Consider the following 16,274-nt stretch of genomic DNA (forward strand, 5'->3'; position numbering starts at 1 on the left):
ACATCTTAGATTGTATCGCCCAGATTAAGGTTCTTGGCCCGCAAATAAGCAACCTTTGTCGGCACATCAAAATGGTCCGAGGTCGCCTGCGACCGCCCAAGGTCCCATAAGTCAATAAACAGATCCACGGGCATCAAAAACGCCAGTGCGAATATGTCAGCCTCGTCCCGGGCGGCCTGCGCCTGCGGTTGATACAACGCCTGCACCCCGCAGCCGGGATGCGCATCACGGGTCACTTCCGCATGTAAAGCCCAATGGCCCAAAGCGGTGGCAACGATGACACGATCATCACGCGGGCGACTAGGACGCGGGAGCCAGACAATCGGGCGTGCATCCAAAGGCATTTCAAGCATGATTTCATTGGGGCGATGGGAATATTCAATATCAACCCCGGCCGCCGTACAAACCTCATCCAGCGTTTGTGCGCCGTGATAGTCCCACTCCTGCGCGACGCGCTCGGCAAGGCGTTCAATATCGGCACGTGTCTGCCCGGCAGCGGTCGGCTCAACATAGGGATAGGATGGACGTTTCGCAGGCATGCAAGAACCCTCAACCAAAATGTGATGGTTCTGATAGCGGCCAAAAATTACGATTTTAAGAATCCCGGCAGGGCCGCAGCCTTATTGGTGAGACCAAGGCCCCGGAACTAAAAACCAGCCAAACATAGGTCCGTTAATGATTGCCTTCTACCATTGGCAGACCTTTGCCAATCAGACTAAGCCGCGCTAGACCCCTGCCATGACCAATAAGATCGCCGTTTTCCTTGGATTACTCATCGCGCTGTTTCTGGCGGTCGATTATCATTCCTATGATTGGGGAATGATGACCTTCCTGCTGCGCAAGCTGCTGGGGCTTATTGAATATCTGGCGTTCTGGCGTTAACCGTGGGCGCGTGATCAGCGGTTGACCTTTGGGGGGAAATCGCAATGTTAGCCCCGAACTATCTTTCAGGAGAAATCGTAATGGCCGTCAAAGTAGCAATCAACGGATTTGGGCGGATTGGCCGCAATATCCTTCGCGCAATTGTCGAAAGCGGACGCACCGATATCGAAGTTGTGGCCATCAACGATCTAGGTCCGGTTGAAACAAACGCGCATCTGCTGCGCTTCGACAGTGTGCATGGGCGTTTCCCAGCGACTGTCACGACAACAGACAGCACCATTGATGTCGGTCGCGGCCCGATGCAGGTCACTGCGATCCGGAACCCAGCAGATCTGCCGTGGTCGGATGTTGATGTGGTTCTGGAATGCACCGGGATTTTCACCAGCAAAGAGGCCTGCCAGGCGCATCTGGATAACGGCTCATCCCGGGTTTTGATCTCTGCACCCGGCAAAGACGCCGACAAAACAATCGTCTACGGTGTGAATGATGGAACATTGACAGCAGACGATATCGTTGTGTCCAACGCGTCTTGCACGACAAACTGCCTGTCACCGGTAGCCAAAGTGCTGAACGATGCGATCGGGATCACCAAAGGGTTCATGACTACGATCCACAGCTACACAGGCGACCAGCCCACGCTCGATACAATGCACAAGGATCTTTACCGGGCGCGTGCAGCAGCGCTATCGATGATCCCGACCTCCACAGGCGCGGCGAAAGCGGTTGGCCTCGTACTGCCCGAACTGAACGGCAAGCTGGACGGCGTTGCAATCCGGGTTCCGACACCAAATGTGTCCGTTGTTGACCTGACATTCGAAGCCGCAAAGGCCACCACGGCCGAAGAAGTAAACAACGCGATCATCGCCGCTGCCGATGGACCGCTGAAGGGCGTCCTAGGCTACACAGACCTGCCGATGGTCAGCTCTGACTTCAATCATGATCCGCATTCTTCGATCTTCCACCTGGATCAAACCAAAGTGCTTGATGGCAATATGGTGCGGATCTTGTCCTGGTATGACAATGAATGGGGCTTCTCAAACCGGATGGCGGATACTGCAGTTGCAATGGGCAAACTGATCTAAGCCAGACCAAAACACCTGAATGATTTGGCCGGCCCGACAGGGTCGGCCTTTTTTATATGCGCTTTACCAAGGGGTATGCACCCAGCGCATAGCGGTTAGGATGAAGTGTCAGTTGTGCTGCAGCGCAGCACAGCTAAATATCAGGGCAAGACAACAACGCGATAGCTGACAAAGGAGCCCGCAAATGACTGTACTGAACACCGTTCGCACCGCCGTTCAAAAACGCGCGGCCTACAAACGCCTCAAGCATGAGCTAAGCTCAATGAGCCGTGAAACCGCGATTGATCTGGGCTTATTCCGCGAAGATGCGGCACAGATCGCCAGCAAAGCCATCTACGGCTAAGCCACTGGCAAAATTGCAAGAAGACGCAGCCGCACCTTCGGGGGCGGCTTTTCTTATTCCAGAACCCGGCCCAGAAAGGCATTGATCTGGCCCTGGTATCTCGGTTGCCGGGCCAAATCATTATGGCCCGCGCCTTCAACGGCATGAAATGTCGCATCAAGCCCCGCATCTTGCATCAAGGCGGCCAAACGAAGCCCATCACGCATCGGGATCAGATCATCGGCGGTGCCATGCTGGACCAAAACCGGGGCCGCGATCCGGGGCACCAGCGCCGCCGAATCCCAACGCTGAACACCGGGCATATAACATGCCGGCAACCAGGCCGCGCGGGTCATCAATTCGCACATCTTCACAAATGGGGCATCCAAGATGATTGCAGCAACATCACGCTCTGCCGCGACATGTTGCGCCAGCCCCGTACCCATCGAATAGCCATGCACGACAATATCACCGGAAAAATCAGCAGCCAGCCAATCATATGCCGCCAAAGCATCCCGTTTCAGCCCCAGCTCTGATGGTTTACCGGGGATGCCACCACCGCCAGGATACGCCATCGCAACAACATGGCGGCCGGCGGCGACATGAGCATTCAGACTGGACCCAAAATAGGCCAGCGCACCACCATTTCCCATGAAATAAAGCACCGCAACATCATCGGTGCCCTCATGCACAGCAAGGACAACGTCGCGGTCAGTGATCGTCAACGGGCGAAAGGCGGGGTTTTCAAACGCATCATCCCCAAAGGGGTAAATGACCTGCGGATGCGCAAAGACCATGATAATGGCGTAGATCAGATAGATCGCCACCAGGCTACCCAGCCATTTCAAGTATCAAAACGGGCGCGTAACGCGGTATTGACCGCTGGCGTGACGAATTTCGACACATCACCGCCCAAACGGGCGATTTCCTTGACCAATTTTGAGGCAATCGCCTGATGCTGCGCCTCAGCCATCAAAAAAACGGTTTCAATACTGTCATCCAATACGCGGTTCATGCCAACCATCTGATATTCATACTCAAAATCAGCCACCGCGCGCAGGCCGCGAATGATCATAGATGCTTTAACGTCGCGGGCACAATCGATCAGCAGGTTCTCAAACGGATGAACGACAATCTCGCAGCCGGTCTCTTGGACCAATGGGGCGCATTCAACCTCAATCATGGCAACGCGCTCTTCAAGAGTGAACAAAGGGCCTTTGTCGCGGTTGATCGCCACACCAATGACCAGACGGTCCACAAGCGATCCGGCGCGTCTGATAATATCAAGATGCCCCATCGTAACCGGGTCAAATGTCCCGGGATACAATCCTATACGCATGGCCACACCTCGTCTTGGCAATTCCTGCGGCACACGCAACATTATCGCGGCCCGGATTGCAAGATCAGCGATGCGTAAATCAGTGGGTCAAGTGGCGCTAATGCCCCATAATCATGCCCTCAAGGGCATCCTTCTCCATCGCCAATTCCGCCAAGCGGCTTTTGACCGCATCACCGATGGAAATCAGACCAACCATCTTGTCACCATCCATGACGGGCAAATGGCGAAACCGGCCATTGGTCATCATCTCAAGCACATCCAGCGCCGTATCGGAGGGGCTGCAAGTGCTCAGCTTAGCGGTCATCATTGTGCTGACCGGTTCCGTAAGACAGCTCGCACCGCGCTTGCCCAGCTCACGGACAATATCACGCTCAGACAGGATCCCATCCAGACTGTTACCATCATCTGAAACGATCACGGTACCGATCCGTTTCTGAGACAACAGCTTGACCGCATCCGCCACCGTATCTGAGGGTTTGACCGACACGACGCCGACATCTTCCTTGGACTTCAGTATCTGGGAAACGATCATGGTTGGTTCCTTAACAATGTTGCGGAATCGTAGCCTGTCAAATCCAAGGGCTTTATGTCAAGCGTGTCCCGCCTCAAGACGCACAACCTCAGCCTGTAGGCCTTTGGTCAATGCAGCAGCAAACCGGGTCAAACGGTCTGATTGGCGATCCGACATATGCCGAACCAGATAAAACGACCGGCGCAGCGAAATCTGATCGGTCAGAACACGGCGCAGCTCGGGGGCAAAGGGCAGGATAAAATCATGCACAAAGCCCACACCCGCATGGCGCAGCATCTGCAACTGCACCGCAACTGAGTTTGAAGCAAGCTGCACCCCACCCGCACCCAGATCCCCCAGATAATCCAATTCCTTGTCGAAAATCATATCGGGAATATAGCCAACAATCGGCCTGCCCTTCAGATCATCACGCAAGCGGATAGGTGACGCATCCGCCCGCGTGGCAAGATGCAGATGATAATCGGTAATCTTCTGCACCATAAGCCGGCCCGCAGCCGGCGGGCTGACGGCAATGGCCATATCCGCCTCCCGGCGGGACAGGTTCACAACACGGGGCAAAGCCAGCACCTGTATCTCAAGCTCAGGGTTCTCGGCCTGAATAGCCGCGCAGACCTGCGGCAACAGATAACTTGCCGCACCATCGGGCGCGCCTATCCGGATTTGGCCCGTCAAGGCGGCGGATGCGCCCTGCCCTTCATCAAAGGCAAATGTCAGGGCGGTCTCGGCTTCGGCCGCGCGGTCTCTGATGCGTTCGCCCAGGTCTGTCAGCGCATAGCCCTGCGGGGATTTGACGAATAACGCCGCACCCATCGCGCGCTCTAGCCGGGCAATTCGGCGGCCCAAAGTGGCCGGGTCCATCTTCAGGATCGGGGCCGCGCCAGACAGGCTTTCGGTCCGGGCCACGGCTAGAAACACACGCATATCATCCCAGTTATCCATCAGCACCCTTGTATTTTTGCAAAATGATTTTGGTGAATTTCTACTTTCACCCCTAAAAACGCAAGACTATCCTGCGTTCAACGAACAGGAGGTTTCCATGCAAGAACTCACCCACTACATCGGCGGCACACATGTCAAAGGCACATCCGGGCGCTTTGCGGATGTCTACAATCCCGCCACTGGCGAAGTGCAGGCAAAGGTCCCGTTGGCAAATGCCGATGAGATGGCCCAAGCTGTTGAAATTGCGGCCAAAGCCCAGCCCGCCTGGGCCGCTGTCAACCCACAACGCCGGGCGCGCGTCATGATGGCGTTTGTCGGCCTTCTGAACCGCGACATGGACAAATTGGCCGAGGCCCTGTCCCGTGAGCACGGCAAAACCCTGCCCGACGCCAAGGGCGACGTCATTCGCGGGCTGGAGGTCGTGGAATACTGCATCGGCGCGCCGCAACTGCTGAAAGGTGAATTCACCGACAGCGCGGGCCCCGGCATCGATATGTATTCGATGAAACAACCGCTTGGCGTCACCGCCGGGATCACGCCCTTCAACTTCCCCGCCATGATCCCCATGTGGATGTTCGCCCCCGCCATCGCCTGCGGCAACGCCTTCATCCTGAAACCGTCCGAACGGGACCCCTCCGTCCCCCTCATGCTGGCCGAACTGATGGAGGAAGCAGGCCTTCCTAAAGGCATCCTGCAAGTCGTGAACGGCGATAAAGAAGCCGTAGACGCGATCCTTTACGATGACACGATCCAATCCGTCGGCTTCGTCGGCTCCACCCCCATCGCCGAATATATCTACGGCACCGGCTGCGCGCAGGGCAAACGGGTGCAATGTTTCGGTGGCGCGAAAAACCACATGATCATCATGCCCGACGCGGATATGGATCAGGCCGCCGATGCGCTTGTCGGCGCAGGCTACGGGGCTGCTGGCGAACGCTGCATGGCGATCTCGGTCGCGGTGGCCGTGGGCGATGACACCGCCGACCGGCTGCTGGACAAACTGGTGCCAAAGGTCGAAGCACTAAAGGTCGGGCCATATACCTCCGGCAATGACGTGGATTACGGGCCGGTCGTCACTGCAGCGGCCAAAGCGAACATCGAACGGTTGGTGCAAACCGGCATCGACCAAGGCGCAAAACTCGCCGTCGACGGGCGAAACTTCAGCCTGCAAGGCTACGAAGACGGGTTCTTCGTCGGCGCGCATCTCTTCGACAATGTCACCAAAGACATGGACATCTACAAAACCGAAATCTTCGGGCCGGTCCTGTCCACCATGCGCGCGCAAACCTACGAAGAGGCGCTCGGGCTCGCCATGGACCACGAATACGGTAACGGCACCGCGATCTTCACCCGTGACGGGGACACCGCACGCGACTTCGCAGCGCGGGTGAATATAGGGATGGTCGGGATCAACGTGCCAATCCCGGTGCCACTGGCCTATCACACCTTCGGGGGTTGGAAGAAATCCATGTTCGGCGATTTGAACCAGCACGGCCCCGACGCTTTCAAATTCTACACACGGACCAAAACGATCACCTCGCGTTGGCCGTCGGGGATCAAAGAAGGCGGCGAATTTTCAATCCCGCTGATGGAGTAATGGCAATGCGGGTTGCCATATTTAACGATACCAGTGTGACAAACCACTTTGGTTGCACCGCCGTCATGAGCGCAATTATCGAAGCTTGCGCACAGAACAATGTCGAAATTGCCTATCGCTGGCCCGTGGGCGAGGACTGGCAACCGTTCAAGGCGATCTTGGATCAATACAAGGTTGATGCGTTCATCGTGAATGGCGAAGGCAGCATCCATCATAGTATTGACCGTCCACGGGCTCGGTCACTCTGTGCCCTTGGCCCTTACGCAGAAAGCAAAGGCATTCCTGCATATCTCATTAACGCCTCTGTCGAGGCGTTGGAAAACGCAGAACTTGAAAACCTCAAGACCTTCACGGCTATCTCAGTACGAGAATCCCTGTCACAACAATACCTTGCGCATCATGGTATCGCCTCAGAGGTTGCAGGGGATTTATCATTTTCAACTGCTATTTCAGACAATGGAAAGCGTTCGGGCATTCTGGTCACAGATAGCGTCTTGCGACCAGTGTCCACCGTGCTTGAAAAAATTGCTCGCCGCTCAAACGCGAAATACATGTCGATGCGTACACGGCATACCGTATTGCAAAGACTAATGAAAAAACTGTCTGCGGATGAAGAACGGCCGATCACGTCCGAGCTTGATCCAAAGCTGCGCGAAAGACTTACTCAATTCACAAACATGCTTAGCAAATCAGAATTTCTGCTTACAGGACGCTTCCACTCGGTTTGCCTTGGCCTGTTGACACATACGCCGATGATCGCAGTCAACTCAAACACCCATAAAATTTCTGGCATCTTGAACGACGCGCTGGGTAATACGCATCGGGTTGTCGACACGCAATCACTTGATGATTTCGATCTCAAGGCACAAATGCAACCATGGACTGACGTCGAACGGTCAGCATCAATGGATTATTTGAAAAAGATGCAGGTGACGCAGGCCGAATTTTTTACCCGGATATTCGCATGAAACAAATCAAACAGTGGTTGAGCCGGCACAACAGAAAGCGGTTGGATCGCCGAAACCGTGCAATGTTCGCACAGCTGACTGCTGATGGAGTTGTTTATCTTAATCCCATCGACCTAAAGGGCATAGATCTAGCAATCGTTGGCCCGGCATCAACGGTGATTGAAGAACTGATATCTTATCCGATCGGACCAGAAACATGGGTTTGTCGGATGAATAATGGCGTAAGACAAGCCGATGAGAATCCCAAGGTTTTCGGAGATCGCACCGACATCTGGATACATAACCTTAAGATGAAGGGAACACGCTCAGTTCAGAACATCTCGGCTGCAACGCTCGCGTCGCATAGGGTGCGTTATGTCGTCTATCCTCACGCCGCCAGCCCGGAACATATCGCACCAAAACTCTTACAGTTACGTAAGGCCACCCATGATACAAAAGGTGTGGTTCCGCCAATTGATTTTTATCAAACACTTGTTGCAGATTTGGGCGGGCACACGCCAACCGCCGGGTGCGTAATGATTATGTTGGCCTTGCAAGCATCTTTGAAAAGTCTGTCCATCTATGGGTTCACTTTTTTTCAGACGTCGTACACGCGTGGATACAATGACACCGTGAAAGATGGTCAGGCGGCCATGAACTGGGCGATGGCGACTGGCATGCACAACCCAGAGGCGGAAGCAAAACTTGTGGCGCAGCGTATCACCAAGCACCGAAAATCAAACGGTTTCCCGATTCACCTTGGCGATGGTGTAAAGACAGCACTAAATTCACACAGCAATGACATATTGGAAGATTGATGGACTTTGCACTGACCGAAGAGCAAACCGCCATTTACGACATGGCCCTCGCATTCGGGCAAGATAACATCGCGCCCTATGCGCGGCAGTGGGAGGACAACGGAACAATCCCGAAAACGCTCTGGCCGGAACTGGCGGCACTCGGGTTTGGCGGGCTTTACGTGGACGAAGCCCGGGGTGGCTCTGGTCTTTCCCGGCTCGACGCCACGCTGGTGTTTGAGGCCCTGTCGCACTCCTGCGCCTCTGTCGCGGCGTTCCTGTCCATCCACAACATGTGTGCCCGGATGATCGACGCCTATGGGTCCGACAGCCTCAAGACCAGGGTGCTGCCCAAAGCGCTGAGCATGGAAACGATCCTGTCCTACTGCCTGACCGAACCCGGCTCCGGCTCGGACGCGGCAGCGCTGAAGTCCAAGGCGACGCGGACCAATGACGGCTACGCGCTGACCGGCACCAAGGCTTTCATCTCGGGCGGCGGCTATTCGGACGCCTATATCGTTATGGTGCGCACCGGCGATGACGGGCCAAAGGGGATCAGCGCGATCCTGGTGGAAGACGGGGCCGACGGCCTCTCCTTCGGCGGGCTTGAGGATAAAATGGGCTGGCGGTCCCAACCCACCCGCGCAGTGCAGATGGACGATTGCAAAGCACCCGCAGACAACCTTCTGGGCCAAGAAGGACACGGATTCAAATACGCCATGGCGGGGCTGGACGGCGGGCGTCTGAACATCGCCGCCTGCTCACTTGGGGCGGCGCAATCGGCGCTGGATCAGACGCTGGCCTATATGAAAGAGCGCAAAGCCTTCGGCAAATCCATCGACCAATTCCAGGGGCTGCAATTTCGGCTGGCGGATATGGAGATCGAAATGCAATCCGCGCGGACCTTCCTGCGACAAGCCGCCTGGAAACTGGACAGCGGCGCGCCCGATGCCAGTAAATTCTGCGCCATGGCCAAGAAAATCTGCACCGAAGTTGGGTCAAAAACCGCCGACCAATGCCTGCAACTGCACGGCGGCTACGGATATCTGGCAGACTACGGGATCGAGAAAATCGTGCGTGACCTGCGGGTGCATCAAATCCTCGAAGGCACCAACGAAATCATGCGGCTGATCACGGCACGCCACCTCATCCAATAGCGCAACACCGTCCCGGACGTCATCCGGGACCTCAACGTCAGGCCCCCAAATGACCGACATCATAATCCGCACATCCGGGCACGCAGGGCACATCACATTAAACCGACCCAAAGCGCTGAACGCGCTCACATGGGACATGTGCCTGGCCATCGAAGCGGCGCTCGATGATTGGAAAGACAACCCCAAGATTGCCCTGGTCATCATCGATGGCGCAGGCGACCGGGCCTTCTGTTCAGGCGGCGACATCGCCGAAATGTACGCCACCGGCAAACGCGGCGATTATGACTACGGGCAACGGTTCTGGCGCGATGAATACCGGCTGAATGCGAAAATATACGACTACCCCAAACCCATCGTGACCTTCCTGCAAGGCTTCACCATGGGCGGCGGTGTCGGCGTGGGCTGCCACGGATCGCACCGGATCGTCTGCGAAAGCAGCCAAATCGCGATGCCCGAATGCTCCATCGGCCTGGTGCCCGACGTGGGCGGATCACTGATCCTCGCAAAAGCCCCCGGCCACTGCGGCGAATTTCTGGGGCTCACCGGACAGCGGATGGACGCCGGCGACGCGATCTATGCAGGCTTTGCGGACCATTTCGTGCCCGAAGGCGATTGGGACGCCCTGAAGGGCCAACTGATCGCAACAGGCCACCCCGACATACCGCAACCTACACGCCCCGACAGCCAGCTACAGGCCTGGCAACACGACATCGACGCCTTCTTCACCCAAGGCACCGACAGCCCCGCCGCCCAACAGGCGCAAAAACTGATGGGGCGGAACGCGCCGCTCGCCATGGCGGTCTGCCGTCAGATCCTCAGCGCCGTACGCGCGAACCCCGACATCAAAACCGCCCTCGACCATGAGTTCCGCTACACCTACCGCTGCGGCGCGCAGGGGGATTTCATCGAAGGGATCAGGGCCGCCATCATCGACCGGGACAAATCCCCAAAATGGCAGCTCGCCACAACAGAACAAATCGCAGCCATGACCGCCCCCTTGGGCAATGACGCGCTGCAATGGGAGGAAACATCATGAAAATCGGCTTTATCGGACTAGGCAACATGGGCGCGCCCATGGCCGCAAATCTGGCAAAGGACCATGACGTCACAGGCTTTGACACGATGGCGAAACCAGACGGGATCAGCATGGCAGTCAGCGCGGCCGAGGCCGCCACAAACGCCGACGTCGTCATCACCATGCTACCAAACGGAGACATCCTGCGCGCCGTCTCCGCCGAAATCCACGCGGCCATGAAGCCGGGTGCCATCCACCTAGATTGCTCGACCGTCGACGTCGAAAGCGCGCGCGCCGTGGCCACACAGGCCGAAATGCAAGGGCTGCACGCCATCGACGCGCCCGTCTCGGGCGGGATCGGCGGAGCAACAAACGGCACACTGACCTTCATGGCCGGCGGGCCCGAGACGGCCTTTGCAACCACCAAACCGCTCTTCGACATCATGGGGCAGAAGGCAGTGCATTGCGGCCCCGCAGGCAACGGGCAAGCGGCCAAAATCTGCAACAACATGATCCTCGGGGTGACGATGATCGGCACCTGCGAAGCCTTCGTGCTGGCCGACAAACTGGGGCTGGACCGGCAGGCAATGTTCGACGTGGTCAGCACTTCATCGGGGTACAGCTGGACGATGAACGCCTACTGCCCCGCACCCGGCGTCGGGCCGCAAAGCCCGGCGGACAACGACTATCAACCGGGGTTCGCGGCCGAGCTGATGCTGAAAGACCTCAACCTCAGCCAAATGGCAGCCCAAGCGGTGGATGCCGATACGCCAATGGGACAAGCTGCAGCGGCGCTCTATCGGCAATTCGTTGAAGTGGAAGGCGGCGCCGGCAAAGATTTCTCAGCTATGCTGCCCCGCTTCGAAACACGGCGGCGCCCCTAAGCTTAGTCAGCCTCCATCGTTACAACGACCTGGTCCCAGGCCTGACGGCGCAAATTCTCGGGGCTGATCCAATATTGCACAACCACGCTGCCCGCCCATTCGCCATTCATCATATGATCCGTTTGCAGTTGTAACAGAAGATGATCATATTGATGCTCTTCTCCCGCCACTTGAACACTGACGCCCATACCAAACATCTGATGCCACTGGCTTGGTCCGGGCAGGCGATGGGTTTGATCCAGCCGGTCTTTGACTGGTTGCGGCAAGCGTTGGTACAGTGCTTCAGGACCACGGGCAACACACCGCAATGTCGCGTCACATTGTGGGGATATCGTCGTCATGTTCGACTTCAAAATCCGAACGGGAAAATACAGATGCAAACCTAGGGCATCAGGGTTGTCCGGTGTCAGGCGGGCCATGAATTCAGACAGGTCCAACCGATCAGAGCCCGTCATGGCGTCCCAGCGATCATGCGGCCGGGCCCATTTGGTCACTTCGTCAATGAAACGGCGTAGCGCATGAGTGTTCTCCTGCAGATAGGCTAACTGCGCCGCGGCCCCCTGATCACCTCGATTCACACGGAATTGCGCGTCTCGGATCGTATCTTCCAGATGGGTTTCGGCCAAGGTGACAATCTTGGCATAGCGTTGAGCGCTGTCCCAGAACAAGGGTTGGGTGATATCGGGATAGACATCGGCCAAAGCCGCCGTGTGCAGGTTAATCCGGGATGCGTCAGGAAAGGCTTGGTTTAGCACATCCCGCGCCGATTTCTCGGAATAACTCTGATCCATGGGCAATTCCATAAAACCGACCTGCCAATGCAGATATTCTTTAGGGGCATCCAGCGCGGTATAGTCTTTGCGCCCAAAGGAAAAAGCACCTTCATAGAAAATATGAGGCAGGTTTTCTGGCGGCAATGTCGGTGTGGTTGCGGCGGGCACATACAGTACTTTGCCTTCATAGGGCTCTTTGTGGAGATATGCGAAGAACGCAAGCTTGCCATGGTTTGGCAGACCTGGGGGCACTGCAAAAGCGCTCACCTCGGCCAGATCAATCGTCGCGCGATGATGCATGGGCTGGCCGTCTGAGGTCAGCGGCCATGGCTGATCGCCCAGCATCGGTCGCCCCCCAAACCAACTATGCCCGCCCTTGGTGACATCCTGGGTCGCACGCGGTGCGCGGATCACAGCAATGGGCGGCACGCAAACATAATCGTTCCGCTTGGCGTTTTCGGTATCAAACCAAGTGGCGATCCGGTCAATTTGCGCAGCAGGCGGCATCGGCAAGCGGGCGGTTGGACAAGCCTTGTCAATGAAGGCACGAAAAGCGTCGCCAGTCTCAACATCAGCCATATGGGCCTCTGCCCAATAGACCTCATCTGGCACCGGCTGTGTCTGCACAGTTTCTGAACGAGACAACCGGTCAATTGGGGTATTTGTCGGGCTGGCTGGCGTGCGGAGGGTGGTCCGGGCGCGCGCGGAAGGTGTCAGGCGACCGAGCAGAAACGCCCCTAAAAACATCGCCGCAAATGGGGCAAGCACCAATCCGAGCGACAACATTTGCAAGCCAATATCGTTGGTACTTTTTGCATAGAAACAAAACGCGATAGCAGCGCAGGTGTAGATCGCCAACAACGCCTTCGACAAAATGATCAACAGTTTCAAGATTTCACCATGTTGCAGCTTCGACGCGCCGTGTTTTGCAAATCATTTATGTCGATCCTATGACCGCTTTTAGACAACCTATTCCGCCGCCACCTTCCGCGCACCCAACATCTCTTTCAGATAGCGCCCTGTATGGCTTTCGGCGACTTCCGCCACCTTCTCAGGCGTGCCCGTCGCCACGATCTTGCCACCGCCATCGCCGCCCTCGGGGCCAATATCGATGATATGATCGGCGGTTTTCACCACATCCAGATTATGCTCAATCACAATGACCGAGTTCCCCTGATCCACCAATTCATGCAACACTTCCAACAACTTACGCACGTCCTCAAAATGCAGACCCGTTGTCGGCTCGTCCAGAATGTAAAGCGTTCGGCCCGTGGATTGCTTGGCCAGTTCTTTTGACAGCTTCACCCGCTGCGCCTCACCGCCCGACAGGGTCGTCGCCTGCTGGCCAACCTTGATATAACCCAGCCCAACACGCATCAGCGCATCCATCTTGGACCGGATCGACGGGACCGCACTAAAGAATTCTTGCGCGTCTTCAATCGTCATATCCAGCACATCAGCGATGGATTTGCCCTTGAACTTGATCTCAAGCGTTTCGCGATTGTAGCGCGCGCCCTTGCAGGTCTCACAGGTCACATAGACATCCGGCAGAAAGTGCATTTCGATCTTGATGACACCATCACCCTGACAGGCCTCACAACGGCCACCCTTCACATTGAACGAAAACCGGCCCGGCTTATACCCGCGCGCCTTCGCCTCGGGCATCCCGGCAAACCATTCGCGGATCGGGGTGAAGGCCCCAGTATAAGTCGCGGGATTTGACCGTGGCGTCCGGCCAATGGGCCGCTGATCGATATCGATCACCTTATCGAGATGCTCAAACCCTTTGATCGTCTCACAAGGCCCCGGCGTCTGCCGCGCGCCATTCAGCTTCATCGAGGCGTTCTTGAACAACGTCTCAATCGTCAGGGTCGATTTACCACCACCCGACACGCCCGTGACGCAGACGAATTTGCCCAAGGGGAAATCCGCAGTGACATTCTGCAAATTATTCCCCGTGGCCTTCACCACGGTCAGCTTTTTGCCCTTGCCCTTGCGGCGCTTCGCAGGCACCGCGATCTCGCGCGTCCCGACCAGATATTCCCCGGTGATCGAACCTTCATGGGCCATGATCTCGGCTGGGGTGCCCTTGGCCACCACCTGCCCGCCATGCACACCGGCACCGGGGCCGATATCAAAGACATAATCCGCCTCGCGGATCGCCTCTTCGTCATGTTCAACAACGATGACGGTATTCCCCTGATCGCGCAGGTTTTTCAGGGTGGTGAGCAGGCGATCATTGTCACGCTGATGCAGGCCAATCGATGGCTCATCAAGCACATACAGCACCCCTTGCAAGCCCGAACCGATTTGGCTGGCCAATCTGATGCGCTGGCTTTCGCCACCAGACAACGTGCCGGAATTGCGGGACAAGGTCAGATACTCAAGGCCCACGTTATTCAAAAAGCCAAGCCGTTCGCGGATTTCTTTCAGGATGGCGGTGGCAATCTCATTCTTCTGCTTGGTCAGCTGGTCCGGCACAGCCTGACACCAATCATAGGCCTCTTTAATGGACATCTGGACGACCTGGCCCACATGCAAACCACCAATTTTCACGGCCAAAGCCTCTTCGCGCAAACGATAGCCGCCACAGTTGCCGCAATCGCGATTATTTTGATAGTTTTCAAACTCTTCGCGGATCCAATTGCTGTCGGTCTCGCGATAGCGCCGCTCCATATTCGGGATCACGCCTTCAAAAGCACGCTCCACCTGATAAACGCGGCCGCCTTCATCATAGCGAAACTTGATCTCTTCCTTGCCGGAACCGCGCAAAAACACCTGCTGGATCTTCGGATCCAGATCCTTCCAACGGGCGTTTTTATTAAACCCGTAATGCTTGGCAATCGCCTCAATGGTCTGCAGGAAATACGGTGATTTACCCTTGCGCCAGGGTGCAATCGCCCCATCAGCCACCTTCAACGTCACATCAGGGACACACAGCGCCTCGTCAAAGAACAGCTCGACCCCCAGACCATCGCATGACGGGCAAGCGCCAAAGGGAGCGTTGAACGAGAAAAGGCGCGGTTCAATCTCAGGGATCGTAAAGCCGGACACCGGGCAGGCGAAATTCTCAGAAAAGGTGATACGCTCAGGCTCACCCTCTTTCGGGGCGGTTTCCAAAACGGCAATGCCGTCGGCTAAATCCAAGGCCGTGCGGAAACTATCCGCCAACCGGGTCTCTAGTCCCTCACGAACAACAATCCGATCCACAACCACATCAATGTCATGGCGAAACTTCTTATCCAGTGTCGGCGGCTCATCCAATTCATAAAATTCGCCATCCACCTTCACCCGCTGAAACCCCTGCTTGCGCAGTTCCAGAAACTCCTTGCGATACTCGCCCTTGCGGTCGCGGATAATCGGGGCCAGCAGATAGCCGCGGGTCCCCTCCTCCAGCGCCATGACACGATCAACCATATCCTGCACTTGCTGGGCCTCAATCGGCAGACCGGTCGCGGGCGAATACGGGATGCCCGCGCGGGCGAACAGCAGGCGCAGATAATCATAAATCTCGGTAATGGTCCCCACAGTAGACCGCGGGTTCTTCGAGGTCGTCTTCTGCTCAATCGAAATCGCCGGGGACAGACCGCTGATATGATCGACGTCAGGCTTCTCCATCATATCGAGGAACTGACGTGCGTAAGCCGACAGGCTTTCCACATAGCGGCGCTGGCCCTCAGCATATATGGTATCAAAAGCCAAAGACGACTTGCCCGAGCCCGACAATCCGGTAATCACGACCAGCTGATCGCGGGGAATATCAACATCAATCCCCTTCAGATTATGCTCGCGCGCGCCGCGCACTTCGATGTTTTTCAACTCGGCCATATGACACCCCAATATCCTGCTAACGGACATATTGCGTCAGCGGGATTTTTCCAACGAAAAAATGTGAACAAACGGTAAACATTTAAATGCAGCACAGTGTGATGGGCCATGCACCGCCTATTTGTTAACGGAACGAGGTCCGGACTTTTTGCTGCCACAATTCGCATGACAATGCAGGTG

The 16,274-nt window shown here is 56.3% G+C and carries 16 protein-coding genes; 9 read left to right on the forward strand and 7 right to left on the reverse strand.

From position 1 onward, the window contains the following. Positions 1-5 precede the first annotated feature (5 nt). Entirely contained in the window at positions 6-539 is a 534-nt protein-coding gene (locus AABB29_RS16735; RefSeq protein ID WP_341365833.1) for an ImmA/IrrE family metallo-endopeptidase, read from the reverse strand. A 199-nt stretch (positions 540-738) separates the two neighbouring features. Between AABB29_RS16735 and AABB29_RS16740 the strand changes: the two genes are divergently transcribed. The 3 genes from AABB29_RS16740 to AABB29_RS16750 all read left to right on the forward strand — a co-directional run bounded on the left by AABB29_RS16740 (position 739) and on the right by AABB29_RS16750 (position 2,307). Further along, the gene (locus tag AABB29_RS16740; RefSeq protein ID WP_341365832.1) at positions 739-882 is read left to right on the forward strand and encodes a hypothetical protein; all 144 of its coding nucleotides are present in this window, start codon (positions 739-741) and stop codon (positions 880-882) included. Positions 883-962: 80 nt separating this feature from the next. Beyond that, the gene (gene gap, locus AABB29_RS16745; RefSeq protein WP_341365831.1) at positions 963-1,964 is read left to right on the forward strand and encodes a type I glyceraldehyde-3-phosphate dehydrogenase; all 1,002 of its coding nucleotides are present in this window, start codon (positions 963-965) and stop codon (positions 1,962-1,964) included. Between the two features lie 184 nt (positions 1,965-2,148). Beyond that, the gene (locus tag AABB29_RS16750) at positions 2,149-2,307 is read left to right on the forward strand and encodes a hypothetical protein (RefSeq protein WP_341365830.1); all 159 of its coding nucleotides are present in this window, start codon (positions 2,149-2,151) and stop codon (positions 2,305-2,307) included. A 53-nt stretch (positions 2,308-2,360) separates the two neighbouring features. Here AABB29_RS16750 and AABB29_RS16755 read toward each other — a convergent pair whose 3' ends face one another. The 4 genes from AABB29_RS16755 to AABB29_RS16770 all read right to left on the reverse strand — a co-directional run bounded on the left by AABB29_RS16755 (position 2,361) and on the right by AABB29_RS16770 (position 5,096). Continuing rightward, positions 2,361-3,113: an alpha/beta hydrolase gene (locus AABB29_RS16755; protein WP_373636638.1), complete on the reverse strand. Its 753-nt coding sequence runs from the start codon at positions 3,111-3,113 to the stop codon at positions 2,361-2,363. Between the two features lie 17 nt (positions 3,114-3,130). Next, positions 3,131-3,625 (reverse strand): pantetheine-phosphate adenylyltransferase, encoded by a 495-nt coding sequence (gene coaD, locus AABB29_RS16760; RefSeq protein ID WP_341365827.1) that lies wholly within the window; start codon positions 3,623-3,625, stop codon positions 3,131-3,133. A gap of 97 nt (positions 3,626-3,722) precedes the next feature. After that, positions 3,723-4,157, reverse strand: coding sequence for a CBS domain-containing protein (locus AABB29_RS16765; RefSeq protein ID WP_341365826.1), 435 nt, complete (start codon positions 4,155-4,157; stop codon positions 3,723-3,725). 57 nt (positions 4,158-4,214) lie between these two features. Further along, positions 4,215-5,096 carry a LysR family transcriptional regulator gene (locus AABB29_RS16770; protein ID WP_341365825.1) on the reverse strand — a complete coding sequence of 294 codons (882 nt, stop codon included), beginning with the start codon at positions 5,094-5,096 and terminating at the stop codon, positions 4,215-4,217. 97 nt (positions 5,097-5,193) lie between these two features. Between AABB29_RS16770 and AABB29_RS16775 the strand changes: the two genes are divergently transcribed. From AABB29_RS16775 to mmsB, 6 genes are read left to right on the forward strand one after another with little or no spacing between them, the layout of a single operon-like run. Continuing rightward, positions 5,194-6,693, forward strand: coding sequence for a CoA-acylating methylmalonate-semialdehyde dehydrogenase (locus AABB29_RS16775; RefSeq protein WP_341365824.1), 1,500 nt, complete (start codon positions 5,194-5,196; stop codon positions 6,691-6,693). Next, positions 6,639-7,661, forward strand: a complete 1,023-nt coding sequence (locus AABB29_RS16780; RefSeq protein ID WP_341365823.1) for a polysaccharide pyruvyl transferase family protein — start codon at positions 6,639-6,641, stop codon at positions 7,659-7,661. The genes AABB29_RS16775 and AABB29_RS16780 overlap by 55 nt, the downstream gene beginning before the upstream one ends. Next, complete coding sequence (locus AABB29_RS16785; protein ID WP_373636639.1) at positions 7,658-8,458, forward strand: hypothetical protein; 801 nt, start codon at positions 7,658-7,660, stop codon at positions 8,456-8,458. The genes AABB29_RS16780 and AABB29_RS16785 overlap by 4 nt, the downstream gene beginning before the upstream one ends. Next, complete coding sequence (locus AABB29_RS16790; protein WP_341365820.1) at positions 8,458-9,594, forward strand: acyl-CoA dehydrogenase family protein; 1,137 nt, start codon at positions 8,458-8,460, stop codon at positions 9,592-9,594. The genes AABB29_RS16785 and AABB29_RS16790 overlap by 1 nt, the downstream gene beginning before the upstream one ends. A gap of 49 nt (positions 9,595-9,643) precedes the next feature. Further along, positions 9,644-10,630: an enoyl-CoA hydratase/isomerase family protein gene (locus AABB29_RS16795; RefSeq protein WP_341365819.1), complete on the forward strand. Its 987-nt coding sequence runs from the start codon at positions 9,644-9,646 to the stop codon at positions 10,628-10,630. Further along, positions 10,627-11,493: a 3-hydroxyisobutyrate dehydrogenase gene (gene mmsB / locus AABB29_RS16800; RefSeq protein WP_341365818.1), complete on the forward strand. Its 867-nt coding sequence runs from the start codon at positions 10,627-10,629 to the stop codon at positions 11,491-11,493. The genes AABB29_RS16795 and mmsB overlap by 4 nt, the downstream gene beginning before the upstream one ends. Before the next feature lie 2 nt (positions 11,494-11,495). On the opposite strand, the gene AABB29_RS16805 is transcribed toward mmsB, so the two are convergent. Both AABB29_RS16805 and uvrA read right to left on the reverse strand, forming a co-directional pair. After that, positions 11,496-13,157 (reverse strand): DUF1963 domain-containing protein, encoded by a 1,662-nt coding sequence (locus tag AABB29_RS16805; protein WP_341365817.1) that lies wholly within the window; start codon positions 13,155-13,157, stop codon positions 11,496-11,498. Positions 13,158-13,235: 78 nt separating this feature from the next. Then, on the reverse strand, positions 13,236-16,094 hold the full coding sequence (gene uvrA, locus AABB29_RS16810) for an excinuclease ABC subunit UvrA (protein ID WP_373636640.1): 2,859 nt from the start codon (positions 16,092-16,094) through the stop codon (positions 13,236-13,238). Positions 16,095-16,274: the final 180 nt, after the last annotated feature.

This window comes from Yoonia sp. BS5-3, from assembly GCF_038069655.2.
Classification (GTDB): Bacteria; Pseudomonadota; Alphaproteobacteria; order Rhodobacterales; family Rhodobacteraceae; genus Yoonia; species Yoonia phaeophyticola.

Bases quoted from the DNA above. Each gene is read 5' to 3' on its own strand.
- AABB29_RS16735 (WP_341365833.1), bottom strand. From the start codon at position 539: ATGCCTGCGAAACGTCCATCCTATCCCTATGTTGAGCCGACCGCTGCC.
- AABB29_RS16740 (WP_341365832.1), top strand. From the start codon at position 739: ATGACCAATAAGATCGCCGTTTTCCTTGGATTACTCATCGCGCTGTTT.
- gap (WP_341365831.1), top strand. From the start codon at position 963: ATGGCCGTCAAAGTAGCAATCAACGGATTTGGGCGGATTGGCCGCAAT.
- AABB29_RS16750 (WP_341365830.1), top strand. From the start codon at position 2,149: ATGACTGTACTGAACACCGTTCGCACCGCCGTTCAAAAACGCGCGGCC.
- coaD (WP_341365827.1), bottom strand. From the start codon at position 3,625: ATGCGTATAGGATTGTATCCCGGGACATTTGACCCGGTTACGATGGGG.
- AABB29_RS16765 (WP_341365826.1), bottom strand. From the start codon at position 4,157: ATGATCGTTTCCCAGATACTGAAGTCCAAGGAAGATGTCGGCGTCGTG.
- AABB29_RS16770 (WP_341365825.1), bottom strand. From the start codon at position 5,096: ATGGATAACTGGGATGATATGCGTGTGTTTCTAGCCGTGGCCCGGACC.
- AABB29_RS16775 (WP_341365824.1), top strand. From the start codon at position 5,194: ATGCAAGAACTCACCCACTACATCGGCGGCACACATGTCAAAGGCACA.
- AABB29_RS16785 (WP_373636639.1), top strand. From the start codon at position 7,658: ATGAAACAAATCAAACAGTGGTTGAGCCGGCACAACAGAAAGCGGTTG.
- AABB29_RS16790 (WP_341365820.1), top strand. From the start codon at position 8,458: ATGGACTTTGCACTGACCGAAGAGCAAACCGCCATTTACGACATGGCC.
- AABB29_RS16795 (WP_341365819.1), top strand. From the start codon at position 9,644: ATGACCGACATCATAATCCGCACATCCGGGCACGCAGGGCACATCACA.
- mmsB (WP_341365818.1), top strand. From the start codon at position 10,627: ATGAAAATCGGCTTTATCGGACTAGGCAACATGGGCGCGCCCATGGCC.
- uvrA (WP_373636640.1), bottom strand. From the start codon at position 16,094: ATGGCCGAGTTGAAAAACATCGAAGTGCGCGGCGCGCGCGAGCATAAT.